This is a genomic window from Anabaenopsis arnoldii, from assembly GCF_028331025.1.
GTDB lineage: Bacteria > Cyanobacteriota > Cyanobacteriia > Cyanobacteriales > Nostocaceae > Anabaenopsis > Anabaenopsis arnoldii.
The window spans coordinates 1-21306 of sequence record NZ_JAQMUH010000147.1 but is presented as its reverse complement, the minus strand read 5'-3'; the positions used below and the strand labels follow the sequence as shown (position 1 = coordinate 21306).

17 protein-coding genes and 1 pseudogene are annotated in these 21306 nt (G+C 43.0%); 7 read left to right on the top strand and 11 right to left on the bottom strand.

The features are described 5' to 3' along the window. Positions 1 to 35 precede the first annotated feature (35 nt). Entirely contained in the window at positions 36 to 2045 is a 2010-nt protein-coding gene (locus PN457_RS13345) for a DICT sensory domain-containing protein (protein WP_271733845.1), read from the bottom strand. A gap of 472 nt (positions 2046 to 2517) precedes the next feature. On the opposite strand from PN457_RS13345, the gene PN457_RS13340 reads away from it, so the two are divergent. Further along, the gene (locus PN457_RS13340; RefSeq protein ID WP_271733844.1) at positions 2518 to 4797 is read left to right on the top strand and encodes an amylo-alpha-1,6-glucosidase; all 2280 of its coding nucleotides are present in this window, start codon (positions 2518 to 2520) and stop codon (positions 4795 to 4797) included. Between the two features lie 67 nt (positions 4798 to 4864). Here PN457_RS13340 and PN457_RS13335 read toward each other — a convergent pair whose 3' ends face one another. Both PN457_RS13335 and PN457_RS13330 read right to left on the bottom strand, forming a co-directional pair. Beyond that, a complete protein-coding gene (locus PN457_RS13335; protein WP_271733843.1) occupies positions 4865 to 5185 on the bottom strand; it encodes a DUF2973 domain-containing protein in 321 nt (106 codons plus the stop codon). Between the two features lie 245 nt (positions 5186 to 5430). Further along, on the bottom strand, positions 5431 to 5748 hold the full coding sequence (locus PN457_RS13330; RefSeq protein ID WP_271733842.1) for a DUF2605 domain-containing protein: 318 nt from the start codon (positions 5746 to 5748) through the stop codon (positions 5431 to 5433). 298 nt (positions 5749 to 6046) lie between these two features. On the opposite strand from PN457_RS13330, the gene thrS reads away from it, so the two are divergent. After that, positions 6047 to 7891: a threonine--tRNA ligase gene (gene thrS, locus PN457_RS13325; RefSeq protein ID WP_271733840.1), complete on the top strand. Its 1845-nt coding sequence runs from the start codon at positions 6047 to 6049 to the stop codon at positions 7889 to 7891. Between the two features lie 21 nt (positions 7892 to 7912). Here thrS and PN457_RS13320 read toward each other — a convergent pair. Continuing rightward, positions 7913 to 8764, bottom strand: a pseudogene (locus PN457_RS13320) (Rpn family recombination-promoting nuclease/putative transposase). 274 nt (positions 8765 to 9038) lie between these two features. On the opposite strand from PN457_RS13320, the gene thrB reads away from it, so the two are divergent. The 3 genes from thrB (at position 9039) to PN457_RS13305 (ending at position 12344) form a co-directional block, all read left to right on the top strand. Further along, the gene (gene thrB / locus PN457_RS13315) at positions 9039 to 9956 is read left to right on the top strand and encodes a homoserine kinase (protein ID WP_271733839.1); all 918 of its coding nucleotides are present in this window, start codon (positions 9039 to 9041) and stop codon (positions 9954 to 9956) included. A gap of 6 nt (positions 9957 to 9962) precedes the next feature. Beyond that, on the top strand, positions 9963 to 10475 hold the full coding sequence (locus PN457_RS13310; protein ID WP_271733838.1) for a hypothetical protein: 513 nt from the start codon (positions 9963 to 9965) through the stop codon (positions 10473 to 10475). A 255-nt stretch (positions 10476 to 10730) separates the two neighbouring features. Beyond that, positions 10731 to 12344, top strand: a complete 1614-nt coding sequence (locus PN457_RS13305; RefSeq protein ID WP_271733837.1) for an NAD(P)H-quinone oxidoreductase subunit 4 — start codon at positions 10731 to 10733, stop codon at positions 12342 to 12344. Positions 12345 to 12454: 110 nt separating this feature from the next. Here PN457_RS13305 and PN457_RS13300 read toward each other — a convergent pair whose 3' ends face one another. The 7 genes from PN457_RS13300 to PN457_RS13270 all read right to left on the bottom strand — a co-directional run bounded on the left by PN457_RS13300 (position 12455) and on the right by PN457_RS13270 (position 18198). Further along, positions 12455 to 13246: a peroxiredoxin-like family protein gene (locus tag PN457_RS13300; protein WP_271733836.1), complete on the bottom strand. Its 792-nt coding sequence runs from the start codon at positions 13244 to 13246 to the stop codon at positions 12455 to 12457. A 74-nt stretch (positions 13247 to 13320) separates the two neighbouring features. Next, positions 13321 to 14067: a dual OB domain-containing protein gene (locus tag PN457_RS13295; protein ID WP_271733835.1), complete on the bottom strand. Its 747-nt coding sequence runs from the start codon at positions 14065 to 14067 to the stop codon at positions 13321 to 13323. A 37-nt stretch (positions 14068 to 14104) separates the two neighbouring features. Further along, positions 14105 to 14554 (bottom strand): DUF488 domain-containing protein, encoded by a 450-nt coding sequence (locus PN457_RS13290; RefSeq protein ID WP_271733834.1) that lies wholly within the window; start codon positions 14552 to 14554, stop codon positions 14105 to 14107. Then, positions 14538 to 15218, bottom strand: coding sequence for a DUF488 domain-containing protein (locus tag PN457_RS13285; RefSeq protein ID WP_271733833.1), 681 nt, complete (start codon positions 15216 to 15218; stop codon positions 14538 to 14540). The genes PN457_RS13290 and PN457_RS13285 overlap by 17 nt, the downstream gene beginning before the upstream one ends. A 538-nt stretch (positions 15219 to 15756) precedes the next feature. Beyond that, the gene (locus PN457_RS13280; protein WP_200989473.1) at positions 15757 to 16107 is read right to left on the bottom strand and encodes a DUF1257 domain-containing protein; all 351 of its coding nucleotides are present in this window, start codon (positions 16105 to 16107) and stop codon (positions 15757 to 15759) included. A 141-nt stretch (positions 16108 to 16248) separates the two neighbouring features. Then, the gene (gene ycf46, locus PN457_RS13275; protein ID WP_271733831.1) at positions 16249 to 17760 is read right to left on the bottom strand and encodes a stress-responsive protein Ycf46; all 1512 of its coding nucleotides are present in this window, start codon (positions 17758 to 17760) and stop codon (positions 16249 to 16251) included. Between the two features lie 93 nt (positions 17761 to 17853). Further along, positions 17854 to 18198, bottom strand: coding sequence for a slr0373 family blue light stress response protein (locus PN457_RS13270; protein ID WP_271733830.1), 345 nt, complete (start codon positions 18196 to 18198; stop codon positions 17854 to 17856). Between the two features lie 373 nt (positions 18199 to 18571). Between PN457_RS13270 and PN457_RS13265 the strand changes: the two genes are divergently transcribed. Next, entirely contained in the window at positions 18572 to 19726 is a 1155-nt protein-coding gene (locus PN457_RS13265) for an NAD-dependent epimerase/dehydratase family protein (protein WP_271733829.1), read from the top strand. Positions 19727 to 19932: 206 nt separating this feature from the next. After that, positions 19933 to 21069 carry a glycosyltransferase family 4 protein gene (locus PN457_RS13260; RefSeq protein ID WP_271733849.1) on the top strand — a complete coding sequence of 379 codons (1137 nt, stop codon included), beginning with the start codon at positions 19933 to 19935 and terminating at the stop codon, positions 21067 to 21069. The last annotated feature ends 237 nt before the right edge of the window (positions 21070 to 21306 follow it).

Sequence of the window (21306 nt, the reverse complement as noted above, 5' to 3'; positions counted from 1 at the left end):
TGCGATCGCGTCATAGACTGTAACAGTTTTTAGTCTTATAAATTACTCTTGGCTTTCCTGCGCTGTTGTTCTTGACTGATGTGGGCAATGGGAACAGTGAAATGAAACTGACTACCCTGGTCTTTACCATTGGATTTTGCCCAAATTTCCCCGCCCCAGCCATTGACAATTTGGCGGCTAATTGCTAGTCCCAAACCAGTACCCCCCGCAGTACGTCGCATAGCACCTTCTTCTTGATAAAACCGGTCAAAAACGATTTCTAGACGATTGGGTTCAATACCCCGCCCAGTGTCAGCCACTGTCACCTCAACTAGATCATTGCTTTTCTGAGTGGCTGTAATCGTAATCGTTCCTGGAGATAGAGTAAATTTACAAGCGTTATCGATTAGTTTAGCTATCACCTCCACCAGCCAATCACCGTCAGCTCTGACTAAGGGCAGATTTGGGTCTATTTGAGTTTGGATTTTGGGCGGCGGTTCTGTGGCGGAACGGCTGCGTAGTCGGCTGAGAGCTAAATCTACACATTCCTGTAAGGTCAGGGCTTCTGGATGCCATTCTACCCGCCCGCTTTCTAGGTTGGAAAGGGTGAGGAAATCTTGCACTAGTTTTCGCATTCTTTCTGAGTCCGACAGCGCAGTATTGAGCATCACTTGCTGCAACTCTAAAGGCATATCCGGCTCACTAGCCAGACTTTCTAAGCATACCTGAATTGTGGATAGGGGCGTGCGCAGTTCGTGTCCGGTAATCGCTATTAAGTTGCTGCGGGTGCGGTCTAGGGCTTCTAGCTGCTGGTTTAGCTCTTCAAGATTGGCGTAGGCTTCGGCTTGGATTAATGCTGCTCCCATTTGGGTGGCGACGGCTTTTACTAAGTCTTGCTCTCCCGATTGCCACTGGTGTGGTGGTAAGCCACAATAGTGTAATTCTACAATCCCTAACAACCTCCCCTGAAATAATACTGGTTCCATTAACCAAGAACGAATGGCGAATTTTTCGGCAATTTCACGCAGTTTATGCGAATTAATCACCCTACTATCGCTCAGGGTATTATGTACACACACTCCCTCGCCCTTTTCTACTACTTCTTGAAATAAAGGATTCTCCCTTAACTCCCAAATTTCCCCAACTACAGGTAAAATTCCCGGAATTAAAAACTCATGTTTAATATCCGCCTGTGCATCTGTAGCTTGTGCACGATAAATTAAGCACCTACTAGCCACTAATTGTTCCCCTAGTTCCTGTGCCGCTACTTGTAGCACTTCGTGGGGATCGAGCGATCGCCTAATCGCTGTACTAATGGAGTTGACTAAACGTTCTTTTCGTGATTGGGCAGTAATGGAACGATAGGCTTTGTGTAATTTGTACTGACTAGCTTGTAGATAAGTCACCAACCGCTGGACAAAGGGGTCAGTATCTATGTCACAAGCATATTCAGCTGTTTGTAAGAGGGAATAATTTTTCTGTGACCCAATCCCAAACCTCTGGCGGGCTTGTTGAATTTTTTCTTCCAGGTCTGGTCTATAAACTATAATCCTGTCTAATAGCAATTCCGCTGCTTTCAGGCTCACCCCCCGTTCTGATGTCCAGATTCCCTCAAACCGGCGCGCCGTATCCATATCTAGATTAGAGCTAAATTCCGGTGTTTGCTGGTTTTTGGCAATGGAACCCAGGCTCTCCCTGCACACTAAACAAGTAGCATAGTTATCAGCAATTACCACCAAGTGCCATTCTTGACTTAAGGCATCTTCGGCTTCAAATACTACCTGCTCATAAGATTGGGAACTATTGGTAAATTCCGTTTCCCGTGCGGATAAAACATATATTTGATTACTACCCATAGCTAAACGCTGATAGCGATGAGCTTCTTGGCGATAGTATCGCTCACGTTGGAAGCTAGCAATTACCAATGGCTGCTCTAAATTCCCCGCTAACACCTGATCTTCCATCGCGTGAGAAAGCGCTGTTAATGAAGCCTTGAAATATAGCTGGGGTCGCAGGTGGGGTATTGACTGTAGCAGCTCACTCAGCACAGATGACGAAATGCTCATGAATATCGTTAAGGAAAAGCCCAATCACAAAAAAAGATTCACTTCATAGCTGCATTGTACAAATTACAACGGATTCTCAAATGCTGCTCACCGTTAGAATCTGTAAAGAATCTTGAAGTCGAAAATTATCGGGTATTACGCCCAATATACATTCAACACACAGATCTGCTATCGGCTGGAGCCGCTGTTTATTGAGCTAAAATTCCCCATCAAAACAAATTTTTAGCTAAAAAACTCTCCACTATTGTAGATGATTTTGGGCTGAAGTCCCCAACACATCCCTCGCCAGTGGTAACTTGACTATCTTAGCTAAGTATATCCTGCTATTAGGTCACCATGGGGTTTGACGCGGTACTAAATGGCTGAAAATTCCCGCTTTTCCTCCTTGACTTTATATATGAAAAATATACTCTGGTAAAGATTTCTGTTTTGTCTGGCCTTGAATTGACCCTAGCTCAAGGAACTTTGCCTCATGACACCGGATATACTCACCACCGCGGCACAAATTTCTCTGGATGGCAAAACTTTTGCTCCCGCAGAACAATTACCTCTACCGGAATGGCCTTGTGTTGTCAGTGAAAGACCACAACCTACTCTCACGGTTAAAGATGATGATCTATTTCTGGTGACGGATACCATCGGTAACATTTCTGGCTGTTCCCTCACCGATGGTAACCCTAATGTAGGACTATTTTGCTCTGATACCCGGTTTCTCAGTCGTCTGGAGTTGCAAATTCAAGGGCGATCGCCTATCCTCCTAGGTAGTAGTGCCGAAAAAGGGTTTTCTGTCTCTGTACTATGCACTAACCCCAATATTGACCAACACCTGAAAGCTGAAACCGTAGGTATTCGCCGGGAACTTGTGTTAAATGGGGCGTTATTTGAGGAAATTGAAATATCTAATTACAGTACCACAAATGTCAGCTTTGAATTAAGTATCAGCTTTGATGCAGATTTTGTGGATTTATTTGAAGTTCGGGGCGCCCAAAGAGAAAAACGCGGTAAGATATTACACTTAATACAATCAACATCCCCAGACGCAGCACCTCTTACCAGTCATGGCCTTTCCTCTGTACATCCACCAAAAGAAAAATCTTTGACTTTAGCCTATCAAGGTGTGGATGGCTTATTAATGGAATCCCGCATCCAATTCCAGTATCGTCAGCCGGATGATTTCCAGGGTTATACTGCTATCTGGCGGTTAGATTTAGCCTCCCATGAAACCCAAAAGTTAGGTTACCGGGTGAATATGTTCACCGATAATCAGCCCAGTTCTACAGTCAGTGCTGCTTTGACTTTAGTCCAAGCTAAGGCCGCTGAGTTGATGGAAGAGCAACAATGGATACAGGAAATTACCAAAATTAGATCGGATAAAACCATCTTTAATCGTATCATTGAGCGGGCAGAACAAGATATGTATCTCTTACGCCAATCTTTTGGTAACTATAAGACTGTTTCCGCCGGTGTCCCCTGGTTCTCCGCTTTGTTTGGGCGAGATTCCTTGATTACAGCTTCCCAAACCTTGATGTTAAACCCCCAAATTGCTCGGGAAACTTTGATGATACTCGCATCATATCAAGGTAAAACTCAGGATGACTGGCGGGAAGAAGAACCAGGCAAAATTTTACATGAGTTGAGGTTTGGGGAAATGGCTCGCTGTCAAGAAATCCCCCATACACCCTATTACGGTACGGTTGATGCTACCCCTCTGTGGTTGATGTTGTATGCTGAATACTATACCTGGACTCATGATCAAGAAACACTTGACAAACTTTGGCCCCATGCTCTTTTAGCTATGGATTGGATTGATCACCATCTCCAGGAAACTGGCTATTTGACCTACTACCGTAAATCTCCACGGGGTCTAACTAACCAAGGTTGGAAAGATTCTGGCGACTGTATCGTAGACCATAAGGGTGAACTCGCTCCCGGACCAATTGCTTTAAGTGAGGTCCAGGCTTATGTTTATGCAGCTAAAATTAATCTCGCAGAAATTGCTCAGATCATGAAGCGACCAGACTTAGCAGAACGCTGGTTGGATGAGGCTAGACACCTAAAAGCCCGTTTTAATCAAGATTTTTGGCTCAAAGATCAGGATTTCTGCGCTCTGGCTCTGGATGGTGAGGGAAACCAGGTTCAAAGTATCACATCTAACCCCGGACACTGCTTGAAATTGGGTATTTTTACTCAGGATAAAGCCCACAGTGTGGCGGAACGATTGCGCGCTCCAGATATGTTTAATGGTTGGGGTATTCGCACTCTCAGCAGTTTGTCCCCCGCTTATAATCCTATGGGTTATCATATCGGCTCGGTTTGGCCTCATGATAATTCTCTCATTGCCATGGGATTGCGATCGCTCGGTTTAATTGACCAAGCTTTAGAAGTTTTCCAAGGTTTGTTTGATATGACTAACCACCAAGCATATCAACGCCCCCCAGAACTATTCTGCGGTTACCAACGTAATGGTGACCATGCTCCTGTACAGTATCCTGTCGCTTGTACACCACAAGCATGGGCGACTGGTTCTATTTTTCAACTGCTGCAAATGGTAGTTAATCTAGTCCCTGATGCTCAAAATAACTGCTTGCGCATTATTCACCCCACTTTACCAGAATCTATTAATTCTCTGTCATTCCATAACTTGCGCGTTGGTTCTACCATCCTTGATTTAGAATTTGAGCGATCTGGTACTACTACCGCTTGTCGCGTTGTCAAAAAACGCGGTAATCTCCGGGTGGTTATTGAAGCCTAACTAGGAAATATCTCACAAATTTTGAGGGGTTGAGCCATGCTCAACCCCCATTACTACCCCCAGAAAATTAACTTTCTTCTTGACGATCAATTTTTTGCCCAGGAGAAGATTCATAAATCGCATCTAACTGTTGACGCGCATCCTCAACGTTGACTGAACGCATGACTAACAAGGGTTCTTTAATTAGGTTACCGGCGTTATCTAACAGTTCTGGATGGGGAACAAATTGTTTTCTCGAAGATAGGTATCCTGGATTATCCATTGGGGAATATTTAGCTGCATCAACTCGCTCTCGATCAAAACTAAACATAATTAAGTTGCGGATTAAGTTCGCAACGGCTATGACAGCTAGAATTGTAAAAGCCAGAATGTAAAGTAAGTGTAACATTGGGTTTTCCTCCAAGAGCAGCAAATTTTAAAACTTTATTCGGTAGTGCTTTACTTCGCCTGTATTCTCTATCCGAGCGAATACAAATATGTCACGCAGGTTCGGTGCGCTTATACTTTTATGAAAAAAATTGTTAATCTCTATTTAACCTAGAGTAGCATGGGATACATTTTTTGTTAATGAAAATAATATTAAGGATTTTGTATCTTCTATGCGACTTGTATAGTTATACTGTCTTGCCAGGTTCAGATTTTTGGTGTCTGACGCCACCGCATTGATACATTCCAGCATTCACCGAGCAGTTGATGCCAAGGCATTAAGGTTTTCATCTCAATACCGACTTGCCCTTCTGTGGCTGTAAATAGCATCCTGGCTACGTTTAGTTCATCTTGCGCTTGCTTGACTCGCAAGAGTAAATTAGATTGCTCTTCGTGACTCATAAATGTCAATTGCTCGGTTTCTAGCAATTCGTGCGATCGCGCGAACCAATAGTTAAAGTCCTCAAGTAAAGGCTCTAATATCGTTTTCAGCAGATCCGCCTGTGGTAAATTCGAGTCTCCCATAGATAAAAAGTATATTTCTAACTTCTCTCATAATATTAACATTTTTTACAAAAATTAACATTTCCTGAAATGATATTCTCAGATAGATCATGGAAAAAATCTGTAATCATCAGTTCTGTGAACTATAATTACAATGGCCGCCAGCCCCTTGGTGCTGCAGACTCCTAAACCTCATCAACTGTAGTTGCTGAGAACAGGTAATTAAAGTCTTTATATTTGAAGCAGCACTTTCTAGTGCTGTATGCTTCTGGAATACTGATTAATTATCTAAAATTATATTTTTACAATCACGTCGCTCATGGTTCAGCAGCCGATGTCGCTAAAATCATCTCTCACTCCGTCAGAACAACCTGAAAAAATTTATTTACCCCGGACCAGTGAATCAGAAAAATTAAAGAAGATTCGCCACACCGCTTCCCATGTCATGGCCATGGCGGTACAAAAGCTGTTTCCTAAAGCACAAGTGACAATTGGACCGTGGATTGAAAACGGTTTTTACTACGACTTCGATAGTCCAGAACCATTTAGCGAAAATGATTTAAAAGCCATCAAAAAAGAGATGGTGAAAATTATTAACCGCAAATTACCTGTAATTCGCGAACAAGTCAGTCGCGAACAAGCTAAAGAACGAATAGAGCAAATCCAAGAACCTTACAAACTAGAAATCCTGGCAGATATAAAAGAAGAACCCATTACAATTTATCATCTGGGTGATGAATGGTGGGATTTGTGCGCTGGTCCTCATGTGGAAAATACTAGCGAATTAAACCCCAAAGCTATAGAATTAGAAAGTGTGGCCGGGGCTTATTGGCGTGGAGATGAAACCAAGGCACAGTTACAACGCATCTATGCTACTGCGTGGGAAACCCCCGAACAATTAGCTGAGTATAAGCGGCGCAAGGAAGAAGCACTCCGGCGAGACCATCGTAAACTAGGTAAGGAACTGGGATTATTTATATTTTCCGAACAGGTAGGGCCGGGTTTACCTTTGTGGACACCTAAAGGTACTTTGTTACGCGGTACATTAGAAGATTTCCTCAAGCAAGAACAGCTCAAACGGGGTTATTTACCTGTGGTTACACCCCATATTGCTAGGGTTGATTTATTTAAGACTTCGGGACATTGGCAAAAGTATAAGGAAGATATGTTTCCCCTGATGTCTGATGATGAGTCAGCAGCAGCACTAGAACAAGGCTTCGTCCTCAAGCCTATGAATTGTCCCTTTCATATCCAAATATACAAGAGTGAATTACGTTCATACCGGGAATTACCGATAAGGTTAGCAGAGTTTGGCACGGTTTACCGCTATGAACAATCAGGAGAATTGGGCGGTTTAACAAGGGTGCGCGGTTTTACTGTGGATGATTCACACCTGTTTGTCACTCCTGAACAGTTAGATAGTGAATTCCTCAATGTGGTGGATTTGATTCTGTCAGTGTTCAAGAGTCTGCAACTGAAGAATTTTAAGGCTAGACTCAGTTTTCGTGACCCAGCTAGTGATAAGTATATCGGCTCTAATGAAGTTTGGGAGCAAGCCGAAGGGGCAATTCGCCGCGCTGTGGAAAAGTTGGGTATGGAATACTTTGAGGGAATCGGCGAAGCAGCGTTTTATGGTCCTAAGTTAGATTTTATCTTTAGTGATGCCTTGGAACGAGAATGGCAATTAGGCACTGTTCAGGTAGATTACAATTTACCAGAACGCTTTGATTTAGAATATGTGGCTGAAGATGGTTCCCGTAAACGTCCTGTGATGATTCACCGTGCGCCTTTTGGTTCCCTGGAACGCTTGATTGGGATTTTAATTGAAGAGTACGCTGGGGATTTCCCCTTGTGGTTAGCTCCTGTACAAGCTCGATTGTTACCAGTGGGTGAGGCACAACTTGATTTTAGCAAAGAAGTGGCGGCGAAAATGCTGGGGGCGGGTATTCGGGTTGAAGTCGATACCAGTGGCGATCGCTTGGGTAAGTTAATCCGCAATGCTGAGAAAGCCAAAATACCAGTAATGGCTGTAGTGGGAGCTAAAGAAGTTGAATCTCATAGCTTGAGTATCCGTACCCGCGCTTCTGGGGAGTTGGGGGCTATACCTGTGGATGAGGTGGTGGATAAAATGAAGAATGCGATCGCTAAGTTCGAGAACTTCTAACCATCATCGACTAGGCTCTGCCTAGTCTAACCACCTGTGTAAATCAGCTATGCTGCTAAAATCAAGCAATGCTTCCCCCAGATTTTCTAATTCTTCTAAAGATAGAGTTTCAACAATCTGGCGCACATCTTCGGGTAATTCCCCCACCTTGCGAGTTAATAGTCGCAGGACTAGGGTTCTTTCCCTTTGTATTCCTTCTTCTCGACCTTCTTCTCGACCTTCTTCTTTAATTTCTCGGTAAACTTGCGTTTCTTTGAGTGTGATTCCTAGCATGGTTTCAACCTCCCTTCGGCTTAATTTTTCAAACCTGTACACCATAATTGTAGTGACTAATTCAATTATGGTGCGACTGGCGGTTTCTGACTGCTCATAAGTGGAACGTTCTAGTAAATACTTAGCTTCAGATGGTGCTTGTTCTGGCTCTATAGTTGTTAGTACCATCAATGCTACCCATAGGGGTAATTGGCGAATATTGCCCAATTCCTCTAAATATACTCGATGCACTTGGTGACTATTGAGCAACCCACGATGGGGATAAATATTTCTTTGTTCAATACTGCGTGAAGGGTAAATTATCACCGCTTGCCAATCCCTAAATCTTTCCCGGTTACGGTAGAAATATAATAAGGATTCTGCAAATACTCTCTCATAGAGTTTTTCGTCTTTTTGAAATTGTACCTCACAGAAATACACCACACCCGGATTTTCATTTTCTGGTGGTAAAAATACCCCGTCAATTTCAAATTTAGGTTCTTTGACAGCTACTGAATCAAAGCGATATTTTTATGCATTGACTGGCGGATTTGTCAATAGTTCAAATAGTAAACTTGGGGATTGTTGAAATAGTTGGTAAAATATGGAATCTCGGCGCATAAAAGATATTCCTACATGAGCGCCATCATCAAAGACTGCTTAAGGGCGATCGCTCAGTTTTTCACATCTTAACCCCTCAGGTCTGCTAACCAGGACTGTAAATGATCCAGATTTTCTCAAAGTGATCACTAACTGCGATAATTTTAGTTCCCTGGTGAATCTTTGGTAATATATTAAGTCTTGTAAAGCATACTTTTGCCCAATTAGCAAGACTCTTGAACAAATCAACCCTTTACATGAGATGCTAGTGGATTGATTGGGTGAGTATTTGCAAATGTCTGTTATTTCTACTATCACTGTTAAGGTTCCCGCTACAACTGCCAATTTAGGCCCCGGTTTTGACTGTATCGGTGCAGCTTTAACGCTGTACAACAAGTTCAAATTCACTCACCTCGATGAGGGTGGATTAATTATTGATGTCACAGGTGCAGAAGCTGAAAGGGTGCAAACCGATGAAAGTAATCTGCTCTATCAGGCTTTTCTCAAGTTATATCAATATATAGGACAAACACCGCCACCAGTAAAAATGGCAATTGAGCTAGGTGTACCTTTGGCTAGGGGTTTGGGTAGTTCAGCGACAGCCATTGTCGGGGGTTTAGTGGGTGCTAATCAGTTGGCGGGTGCGCCTTTGAGTCAGTTAGAAGTAATGAAATTAGCGATCGCCATGGAGGGACATCCTGATAATGTCGTCCCGGCTCTGTTGGGGGGATGTCGTCTGGCTGCTACCAGTGCCGATGGTTGGGAAGTTTGCGATATTCCTTGGCATAGTGATATTATACCAGTGGTGGCGATTCCTGATTTTGAGCTTTCTACTAGTGAAGCCCGCCAAGTTCTACCGACTGAATTTAGCCGTGCAGATGCAATTTTTAATACTGCCCATCTAGGGTTATTATTGCGGGGACTGGAAACCGGTCAGGGAGAATGGTTAAGAGCAGCTTTACAAGATAGATTACATCAGCCTTATCGTCAAGCTTTGATTCCCGGTTACGATGCTGTTAAGGGGGCGGCTTTGGCTGCTGGTGCTTATGGGATGGTGATTAGTGGTGCTGGGCCGACATTGTTGGCTTTGGTAGATAGGTTACATTCCCAGTCTGTAGAAGCGGCAATGTTATCAGCTTGGCAGTCGGTAGGAATTATAGCAGTTGTGCGATCGCTTTCTCTAGATACTCAAGGCGCAAGCTACCAAGGATAAACTCCAATGATTGACCAAATTCATACAGAAATCACCACTCTGAATTCACAAATTCAAGCGCTCCAGCAAGAACGGGCTACCTTGACTATTAATAATGTATTATCTAGCAAGAGTGATTCACCCTCAGCTATGGTGGAAGCTTGTCGCCGCCAAGCACGAGAAAATCCCCAATTATCTGTGGAACTCAAGGGTATAGATGATGCGATCGCCGCCCTGGAATTACAGCTAGAATACAAACAAGCTGAGTTACAACGTTGCCGAAATAAATCTCAACAACTTACCCCACAGCAGGAGTTAGAAGCAGCTAGAAAGGTAGCTCAGGTTCATGCTGAACGCATTAATCAGCTAGCTGGGGAATTAGCCACAGAAATCCGTCAGCTGAAATCTTGCACTGATTACTTAAGTCCTTTGTATTGGCAGGTGTACTACAAGCCTTTTATTACTGGTTTTAAGACTATCTCAGTTCCCCATGTCCGCTCAGATGGGGAAGTCTGGACAATTGTCAATCGGATTGTGTAAAGTCGCTTGTTTCCATTTAACCAAAATAATCCATATTCTAACTTAAAAAGGTGGCTTCAGCCGCCTTTTTTATTAAATGTTGTGTTGACGTTACAAAAATTTACAACTAGAATTGTTTTGGCAAATATTCAGTAAGTATTTATTCCTATAACTTGCTGAAAGTGCCAGTATTAGGGATCAATAACATTTACAAAAGTACAAATTCCTTAATATAATTAAATCAAAAGCAAAAAGGTAAATTGATTGTCGGAAGTGATGAATGCTATTGAATTTCCGTGGCTGTCAGCCATAATTTTATTGCCCTTGGTGGCTGCCTTAGCCATACCCTTAATCCCAGATAAAGAAGGCAAAACAGTACGCTGGTATGGTTTGGGAGTTGCCCTAGCCGACTTTGCCCTAATGATTTATGCCTTTTGGTACAGCTACGACTTTCAAAACCCCACACTACAACTGGTAGAAAAATATTCTTGGATACCACAGTTAGGTTTAAATTGGTCAGTGGGGGTTGATGGTCTATCCATGCCCCTGGTGTTGTTAACAGGCTTAATTAACACTCTGGCAATCTTCGCGGCCTGGAAAGTCACAAACAAGCCGCGCTTGTTTTATGCTTTGATGTTAGTAATGTACAGCGCCCAACTAGGGGTATTTGTCGCCCAAGACTTGCTGTTATTCTTCCTCATGTGGGAAATAGAGTTAGTACCTGTGTACCTGCTAATTGCCATCTGGGGAGGTCCCAAGCGTCGTTATGCAGCCACCAAGTTTATTATTTACACAGCCGCCGCATCAATATTTATCTTAGTCGCCGGCTTTGTCATGGCATTCTCAGGTGATACCGTCACCTTCGACATCGCCACACTGGGAATGAAGCAATACCCTAAAGCTCTAGAACTGTTAACCTATGCAGGTTTCCTCATTGCCTTTGGTGTCAAGATGCCAATTTTCCCCCTACATACTTGGCTACCTGATGCCCACGGTGAAGCCTCTGCACCTGGTTCTATGATTTTAGCTGGTGTGTTATTAAAAATGGGCGGTTATGCACTCATCCGCTTCAATGTGGAAATGTTACCTAATGCCCATGTTTATTTTGCCCCAGTTTTAGCAATATTAGGTGTAGTAAATATTGTGTACGGTGCTTGCTGTGCCTTTGCCCAAACAAATCTCAAACGCCGCTTGGCTTACTCTTCCATTGCCCACATGGGATTTGTATTAATTGGGATAGCCTCTTACACAGAAATTGGTATTAGCGGTGCTGTGCTGCAAATGGTTTCTCACGGTTTGATAGCCGCTAGCTTGTTCTTCTTATCCGGTGTCACTTACGAACGTACCCACACCTTAATGATGGACAAAATGGGCGGTATAGCTAAGGTTATGCCTAGAACCTTCGCAGTGTTTACCATTGGGGCTATGGCTTCTCTGGCTTTACCCGGTATGAGTGGCTTTGTGGGTGAATTGATGGTGTTCCTGGGTATTACTTCCAGCGACGTTTACAGTTCCAGCTTCAAAATTGTAGTTATCCTGTTATCAGCCGTTGGCGTAATTTTAACTCCAATTTATTTACTATCCATGCTGCGCCAAGTTTTTTACGGCCAGCAAAGTGAAGAATTACATCTAGATGCTGTTATCCCTGATATCAAACCCCGGGAACTATTTATTACCGCCTGTTTGATAGTTCCCATCATCTGTATTGGTCTATATCCTAAATTGGCTACCCAGACTTATGATGTCAAAACAGTGGAAGTAGCAGCCCATGCGCGTCAAGTTCTGCGGGTTTTCGCTCGTCAGCAACCGGTAAGTCTGTACTCACGTCTCTTCACTGCCCCAACCCTAGCTTCATCTGAAGTTGATACTTTAGTTAATATCTCAGAGTAAATATCGTACCCACCAAGGGTGTTGCCAGTAAATTTTAAATATGAGGGGAAATAGGGTGGTTAGAAGACCACCCTTAAATTTACTTTTTTTATAAAGTAACAACTAGTTACCTATTGAGCACAAATATCTCTTTCAATCAAAGATAAAAATGATAGTGGCTGGCTCATATTAGCAGCAAAGCCCAGAATTCCTCGGTCTCGATGTTCGTAAACTAACTGGCCTTTTGTGTCAAACAGAAAAGTTCCACCGCGCTGAGTTAAATAGGCACAATCAGGTACATAAGTGTGCCAATTTTTCAGGACTTCCGTCATATTACGTAGGCGTAGGGTAGCTAATTCAAAAGGACGTTGAAAACCACTCCCCCCTGCTAATTGGAAAAACGAGCCTTGAAAAGCAGGTAGAGGAGTAGCTTGAATAATTTCATCATCCTTTATCAGTTGAGGGGCTTGGCGATCTCCCTTGTATCCGCGAAAAACTTCCGCCAGGGTTCCCGGACTTCCAATCCCAGCACACATCAATAGCAGATTTAGCCAAGCTTTTTGAGACTGAGAAAGTCCGGGTAGAGACACATTCAGACCAGAATAAAGATTGAGTTGACAATGTAATTCTGCATTCGGTTCAACAAATAAATTTTCAGGCGGAAATCCTGTATATTCACAGAATTTTTTTCCGGAGCCTAAGTTACCAATTCCCACAGCACGAATAGCGAGTTTTTTATCTGCCAACTGTTCAGCTGCTCGCTGTAACCACCACGCATATTCCAGACTATCAAAATCCCCAAGTTGCGGCCAGACTAAAATAAGGATATGTGAGGCCGTCTCGCAATTTTCTAAAAGCGATCGCATCATGCCATCACTAACACGCTGACGTTTGGTCTGATTAAAAATAGCGTAGGGATTCATCAGAAGGTATTAACTGCTGTTTGGCTCAATTTTACCCCAATTTATCAATATTTGTGTTGATTTTAGAGGGTAAATTATCCCCATTCTAAACGGTGCTTTACATCTGCTACGTTGATGACTGCTGCAACTAACTTGTAGCAAAACCTTTTTTCTTGACCAGAAGATATGAAAGGTTCTCCTAGGCTGATAGTAAGTCTGAATTGATCCGGATCAAAGTTATCCAATTGTAATTCTTGTATAACTTCTTGAGAAGAATATGTTCCCTCTTCAAAATAATCAAGTTTATCTGTCCATATAGGATCAGTAATCGGTAAATCATACAAAGTTCCAGATAAACAGAAACGACATCTGAATTTCTTTTCATAGAACTTTTTTTTAACTTGCCACTCAATTTTTTCTGGTTTTATCAGTGCTAGTGAAGACTGAGCAGGTGATTTTTCTAGATTTTCATAAGAAATTTGTTTATCTGAACTACCTAACAGTTGTGGAGAACAAGAATGTCTTTGAATTTCTGGTTTTAGCAACCTTTGAGCTTGACTTAAAGTTAAACTTCCTAATACTTGCCATGATTTACTAGAATCTATCAACCAATTTTCAGGTTGATGGCATTCAGGAGCGGGTTTAATACATGGAATTCTGATAATGTCAAAAAGTTCAGGTTCTCTGTCATCCCTGAAAGTGTAATGTTCTGGATATAAGGTACCATCTTCTTCGTTAGACACTGGACGTAGCCACCCTGAACCATCCGTTTTCAAACCAGCAATACAAATTCCACCATGTTTAGTAGATTTGGCCAGGCAGATAATTTCAAAAACAAGCATTCTGAACCTCTGATTAGCACCCTTTTCAAGATTACGTTTAAAGGTGATGAATTTTGATTTCTGTGTCTAGCTTACTTTGCAAGTACTCAGCAACTAACCTGCGATGGCAATTATGAGGTTTTGCTTCACTACACAATAGACAAGCTTCATCTATAAGGTCTAAATTAACCTTGTTCTCAATCTGTCTCTGTGTCAGCAGTTCATTGAACCTTTTTTCATATGTTGTCCAGTTAATTTCGTTTTTTTTATATTCCTCCAGAATATCTTTAGTTGGAGCTAAATCAAGAATATGAATATATTCAATTTGTGCTATTTTCCCCAGAAAGTACTCCAAGTCATTCTTTTTTGTAAAGCCAGCCAATTGGGAAACATTATTCAGTCGAGTATCAATAACTCGTTTCACCCCAGCTTTGATAAGTGTTTCAAAGAATTGTTCCGCTTTTTTCTGGGTAAAACCAATAGTAAATAGATTAACTTGCTTGCTCATGAGAATCTTCTGTATCCGTATATTTCTGTTCTACATAGGCTATTTTTTCACCTTGTAACTGATATGCTTTTTGCAGCAATTCCTGACGTGAAAGATGTTTTTCTACAGTATCTATGGGTCTGAGAGCAAAAAGAGAAAGCTGTTTGACATGATTCTGATCATCCAGCAAAAATTTATATAAATTGTGCTGCTTTAACAGTCTATCTTCTAAACAGTCATGTGATTCTAAATCACCATTTTTATGAATATGGTTGATTTCTAAATTAGTCTTTTTCAAATGTGGACAAACCAAAATAGCTCTATGGCAAACAATAGGGTCTTTTTCAGCACACATTAAAGTAATTTGATATTGTTTAGCACCTTGGATGAGACGATTTAACCCAGTTGCAAAACCTTTTGTTGCACTAATTAAATCATAACGAGCCATACCATCTACATAGCAGATCCGATCATCAGGACGAGCGCCTAAATTGTCGCCCAGGTTAACATAGGCAATATCTACAGCTGCGAGGGATTTTTTCAAAGCAGCTTGATTGAAATGTGGAAATCTGCGGCTATAAGGGCTAGAGCGGACATCTGCTACAGCAGTAATTCCATGTTGCTGCAAAAGTGCAATAAAATTTTCAATTGAATGATTGGAGTGTCCAACCGTGAACATTTTCATAAATTCTGATCCTGTTAGAGGATGTTTGTCAAGTCATGATTAGTGTATCAACTATTGTTTGACCCCACCCTAACCCTCCCCTTGTAAGGGCTATCCATTACCCGGATCTTTCTTAACATTCGTGAGAGCGATCGCTCGCAAACCCCCAAACCTTAATCCTCCGTTGATGATTATCAATAAAATAAGGTTTTTATCAATAAGAATAAGGTACATTTTGTCAAGAGTAGGGAAATTTTCAAGCGTTGAAACCGTTGCCACATAAATGTTTCAAGATTGTTAAGAAAAATGTGGGTAATGAATAGTTGTAAGGGGAGGGGACTGGATTTGATTGTTTTTTGTGTGTTCCCTGTTCCCCATTCCCTGTTCCCTGTTCGGTGTGTTCCCTGTTCCCTAAGATAAAAATTACCTGTTGAAAACTTATCAAACATCCTCTTAGAGTCATGGACAAATTTCCCAGTATAATACCAGAATAAAAAAGCGGGCTAACCGCTAATGATGTGGTTAACCCGTTCAGCTTTGGGAACGCGCTGAGAAATATTTATTGCAATACCAACTTGACATTGGCGTTTTGCAGACCGCGCTGTTTGACTTCAGACAAGGTTTTGTTAACAGCGTACTTTTGGTTGATGGAGTTGATTAACTCGGTTTGGTTGTGCTTCTTAGCAACGCCCCACAGATCGGCGATGAGGTCAAAGGAACCATCGCTATTGCGGGACCAACCTAGATCATATTCACCTTCCAAAACAGCCACGATGTCCGAACGAACGCGCTGACCATTGTAACCACGAACATCAGCTTCAGTCTTTACGGTGATACCTAAGTCGCGTAAAGAAGACTTGAGGATTTCAGCATCGGTGATTTTGGTACGCAGAGTGCTAAAATGAGACATTTGGGTTTCCTCCAGTGAGAAGAGTGAGAAAAAAGACAACGGTTTTTTTTCGGTAAGCCGCGCTGATGGAAATGCGGCTTTTTCTCTTTGCTGCTAGCTTTTGGGCTAGCCTTTGCCCCCGGGGTGAGCAGGGGAAAGCTTTTAAAACTCCAGGCGCTGATATTCAGCAACGGAGGCTGCGGCGGGTCGTGCGCGCTGTCTAGCCCAATCTCTCAGGGCTGTTACTTGTTCTTGCATCGTCCGAGACAACGGCAGAGTCGCTTTTAGTGCAGCAATAATATCTAATTGTGTGAACTCGCGGTCTTGGGCAAAGGCTTCATACATTGCCGCCACAAGTGCTTGTTCAATTTCTGCCCCCGAGAAGCCGTCAGACATCTTGGCTAATTGCTCAAGATCGAATCGCGAAATTTCTTCACGACGCTTGGTGAGGTGGATTTTGTAAATATCCTGGCGTTCTTCGGTTGTGGGCAGATCCACAAAGAAAATTTCGTCAAAACGTCCTTTCCGTAAAAATTCTCCTGGTAAGCGTTCCACTCGGTTAGCAGTGGCCATGACGAAGACTGGAGATTTTTTATCTTGCATCCATGTTAGGAAAGAACCAAAGATTCTACTTGATGTACCCCCATCTGAATCAGATGAACCTGAGCTACCGGCAAAGGATTTATCTAACTCGTCTATGAACAGAATCGCTGGAGAGATAGATTCTGCTGTTTTTAGGGCATTACGTAAATTTGCTTCACTTCTTCCCACCATTGAGCCGTCATATACCCGCCCCATATCTAGGCGTAGTAATGGTAAACCCCATAGTCGGGAGGTAGTTTTGGCAATTAGCGACTTACCGCAACCAGGAACACCAAGAATTAACATCCCTTTGGGCTGAGGTAAACCATACTCTCTCGCCCTTTCTGTAAAGGCATTCGATCGCTGTTTGAGCCACCTTTTTAGTTCTTCTAAGCCCCCTACAGCATCAATGGTTGCATCTTCTTCGATGTATTCTAAAATACCATTGCGCCGAATTAGTTGCTTTTTCTCTGATAGAACTATATCTACTTCCTCTTCCGTTAGGCGACCTGTAGTTACTTGTGCCTTACGGTATACTTTCTCAGATTCGTCTTTAGTTAAACCTAAAGCGGCTCTGAGAAGCTTTTCTCGCGCCTCGGTTGTCAGTCGTCGCCCCCGATTTTGCTCTAAATGGTAAGTTAAGACTTTGTTTAACTCCGCCATGTCTGGCAATTGGAAGTCAATCACCACAACTTCTTTCTCTAGTTCAATGGGAACTTGCTGCATGGGTGACATCAAAATGATGTTCTTCTGCATTCCCTTGAAGCTGGCGATCGCATCTCTTAACGACCTTGTTGTGGCCGGCGCATCAATAAACGGATGTAAATCTTTAAGAATAAATATACCAGGTTCTTTCTGTCGGATTATCCACTCAATTGCAGCCTCTGGGGAAACAGTGTTGTGTTGAGTGACGTTCCGGGGTTGCCCACATTCCACGATGCCGTGAGTTACTGTCCAGACGTATACGCGGCGTTGGGGCTTTAATATTTGGGCGATTGTGGAAATTGCCTGTTCCGCCCGCTCTTCCTCGGAGGTCACAAGGTAGATTAGAGGATATTGAGCTTGAATTAGAATACTGAGCTCTTCTTTCATACAATCGACCTGCTTGAGACCTTATACAGTAAAGACATCGTTTTTTGGTTGTGGCAACAGCAGAATTATGAATTGTTCATTCATCATTCTTACCTAGCAAGGAACCAATTCTTCCTCACCCTTGGGATGAGTTTCATCTTTTTCCATTTCATCAATAGATAGATGCTCCCTCATTATTCCTGGTTGATTACCCATGGCAATCAGTTCTCCATCACGTAAGACCAATGAACTGTCACAATCTGGGCAGGAATAAATTCGGTGTGTTCGTCCATACACAGAAGCTTCAATTTCCTCCACTAATTCTGAGTTAGCTAGGTAGAAGACTAGGGCGCGTTCGGCAAGTTCAGACATCGGTTCGGAATCAATAGCTGAACGAATCTTCAGTTTTTTGTGAACTTCTGGCGACAAATACAAAGTAACCTTTTGCTTAGCTTGCATATAACTCTTTGACGGCCTTACCCGGGTATGTATATCACCTTATCGGTTGGTTTGTCAGTTGTCAAGACGTTAAAGCGTTTTAACGGTATTTTTGTTACGTTTATTTACAATAGATGAGTCAAGAATAATCATTTGTTCGACAACATTGCCTGGCCGTGAAAGATTCGGTCGCGGGAGAAAACTATAGGGGAAGTGGGGTGGGAATCCCCGGATGTCAAAGACTTCAAGGGTGAATTTTCAATTGTTTAATGCTCTTCTTCCCCGTCATCCGGATGAGTTTCCCACCCTGAACCAGCGATTTTTACAAGAATGATCGTGAATAAGGTACAGAAACCTGATAGATTTAGCTATCAGCGAGTAAAAACTGGTGAAGATGAAAGTCCTGGTTATTGGTGGTGATGGATATTGCGGTTGGGCAACTGCACTTTACCTTTCCAACCGAGGTTATGAAGTTGGAATTTTAGATAGTTTGGTGCGGCGGCACTGGGATAATGAATTGGGTCTGGAAACTCTAACTCCCATCGCACCAATTCAGCAACGCCTCCAGCGCTGGCAAGATTTGACAGGTAAATCTATCGACCTATTCATTGGCGATATTACTAACTACGAATTTCTCAAGAAAGTTCTACACCAATTTGAGCCCCAGGCTCTAGTGCATTTTGGTGAACAACGATCAGCGCCCTTTTCCATGATTGACCGAGAACACGCAGTTCTCACCCAGGTCAATAACGTAGTCGGCACATTAAACCTGCTCTACGCCATGCGAGAAGATTTCCCAGATTGCCACATGGTAAAACTGGGAACAATGGGCGAATATGGTACACCCAATATCGACATCGAAGAGGGGTACATCACAATTGAACACAACGGGCGCAAAGATACCCTACCGTATCCTAAGCAACCCGGCTCCATGTACCACCTGAGCAAAGTTCATGATAGTCATAATATCAACTTTGCTTGCCGTATCTGGGGATTAAGAGCTACAGACCTAAATCAAGGGATAGTTTATGGCGTTCTCACCGAAGAAACGGGAATGGACGAAATGTTAATTAATCGTCTTGATTATGATGGAGTGTTTGGAACAGCACTAAATCGTTTCTGTATCCAAGCTGCCATTGCCCACCCCCTCACCGTCTACGGTAAAGGTGGACAAACTCGTGGCTTCTTAGATATTCGGGATACAGTACGATGTATTGAACTAGCGATCGCTAACCCTGCAGCGCCAGGGGAATTCCGGGTATTTAACCAATTTACTGAACTATTCAGCATTGGTGACCTGGCATTAATGGTGAAAAAAGCTGGCAATGCCATAGGACTGAATGTAGAAATCAATCACCTGGATAACCCCAGAGTGGAAAAAGAAGAACACTACTTCAACGCTAAAAATACCAAACTGCTAGACCTAGGTTTACAGCCGCACTATCTGTCTGACTCCTTACTAGATTCTCTGTTAAACTTTGCCGTCAAGTATCAAAAACGAGTTGATCACCAGCAAATTCTGCCCAAGGTCTCTTGGCACAGAAATTAATTCTCAGCCTGTAGCGAAACATCCTTTTTGACTGAGCATCAACTATATAGTTTGTAGGGTGGGCATCTTGCCCACTTCTACCTAGCAGGGCGGACTGACCATAAAGCCTGCATATGCACGATTTGTATCTATACCCACCAGACCGAGTGTCCGGGTAATTGATTGCCATCCAAAAGCATCTGGGATTATCTGCTTATTTAGTTTTTATGAGAATCGCCCTATTTACTGAAACCTTTCTCCCGAAAATTGACGGCATAGTCACGCGCCTGCGCCATACTGTAGACCATCTCCAGCGCCGTGGTGACCAAGTACTAGTGTTTGCCCCTGATGGCGGCATCACCGAACACAAAGGAGCTCAAGTTTACGGCGTGAGTGGTTTTCCGCTGCCATTGTATCCAGAGCTAAAAATGGCCTTACCCCGTCCCGCCATTGGTTCTGCTTTAGAAGAATTTCAGCCAGATATTATTCATGTGGTTAATCCAGCTGTCTTAGGACTGGCGGGAATTTTTTATAGCAAGATCCTCAAAATACCATTAGTAGCCTCCTACCATACCCATTTACCTCAATACCTCCAGCATTACGGATTGGGAATGCTAGAAGGGCTGCTGTGGGAATTGCTCAAAGGTGCTCATAATCAAGCCGCTTTGAATCTTTGTACCTCTACGGCGATGATGACAGAACTCACAGGACATGGTATCGAACGGGTCAAGATCTGGCAAAGAGGTGTAGATACAGAATTATTTCATCCTAATTTAGCTACTGGGGTCATGCGATCGCGTCTGTCTGAAAATCACCCAGACAGTCCCTTGCTACTCTATGTCGGTCGTCTTTCCGCCGAAAAGGAAATTGAGCGCATCAAGCCCATATTAGCAGCAATTCCCGATGCTCGATTGGCATTGGTAGGTGATGGTCCCCACCGTCAAGAATTAGAAAAACATTTTGCCGACACTCCCACCCATTTTGTGGGATATCTCATGGGGCCAGAATTAGGTTCTGCCTTTGCTAGCGCTGATGCCTTTATTTTTCCCTCTCGCACAGAAACACTAGGTCTGGTGCTACTAGAAGCAATGGCCGCTGGTTGTCCGGTAGTAGCAGCCCGTTCTGGGGGAATTCCTGATATTGTTACAGATGGCCTCAATGGCTATCTTTTTGACCCCACAGCAGATGTTGAAGATGCCATTAATGCCACTGTCCGCCTCCTACAACACAAGCAAGAACGAGATGTCATCCGTCACAACGCCCGTAGAGAGGCAGAAAAATGGGGCTGGTCAGCTGCCACAGGTCAGCTACAAGATTACTATCAAAAGGTGCTTTTCTCGGAAAAAATGACAAAAGTAGCCTAAATAGACATTTGTATAACCCCCTCCATGAAAACTGCTTTGAGACTCCCCGCACCCTTGGTGACGGGGATTGTTATTTCATCTGTCCTCCTTAGAGACTTAGAGGATGTTTGTCAAGTCATGATTAGTGTATCGAATATTATTTGACCCCTCCCTCTCCTTACAAGGGTAGGTTTTTAATATGATCTGTGAAGGCAAGACCACCGAAGACAAGGAAGGAAAGTGGACAAGGAAGATTTT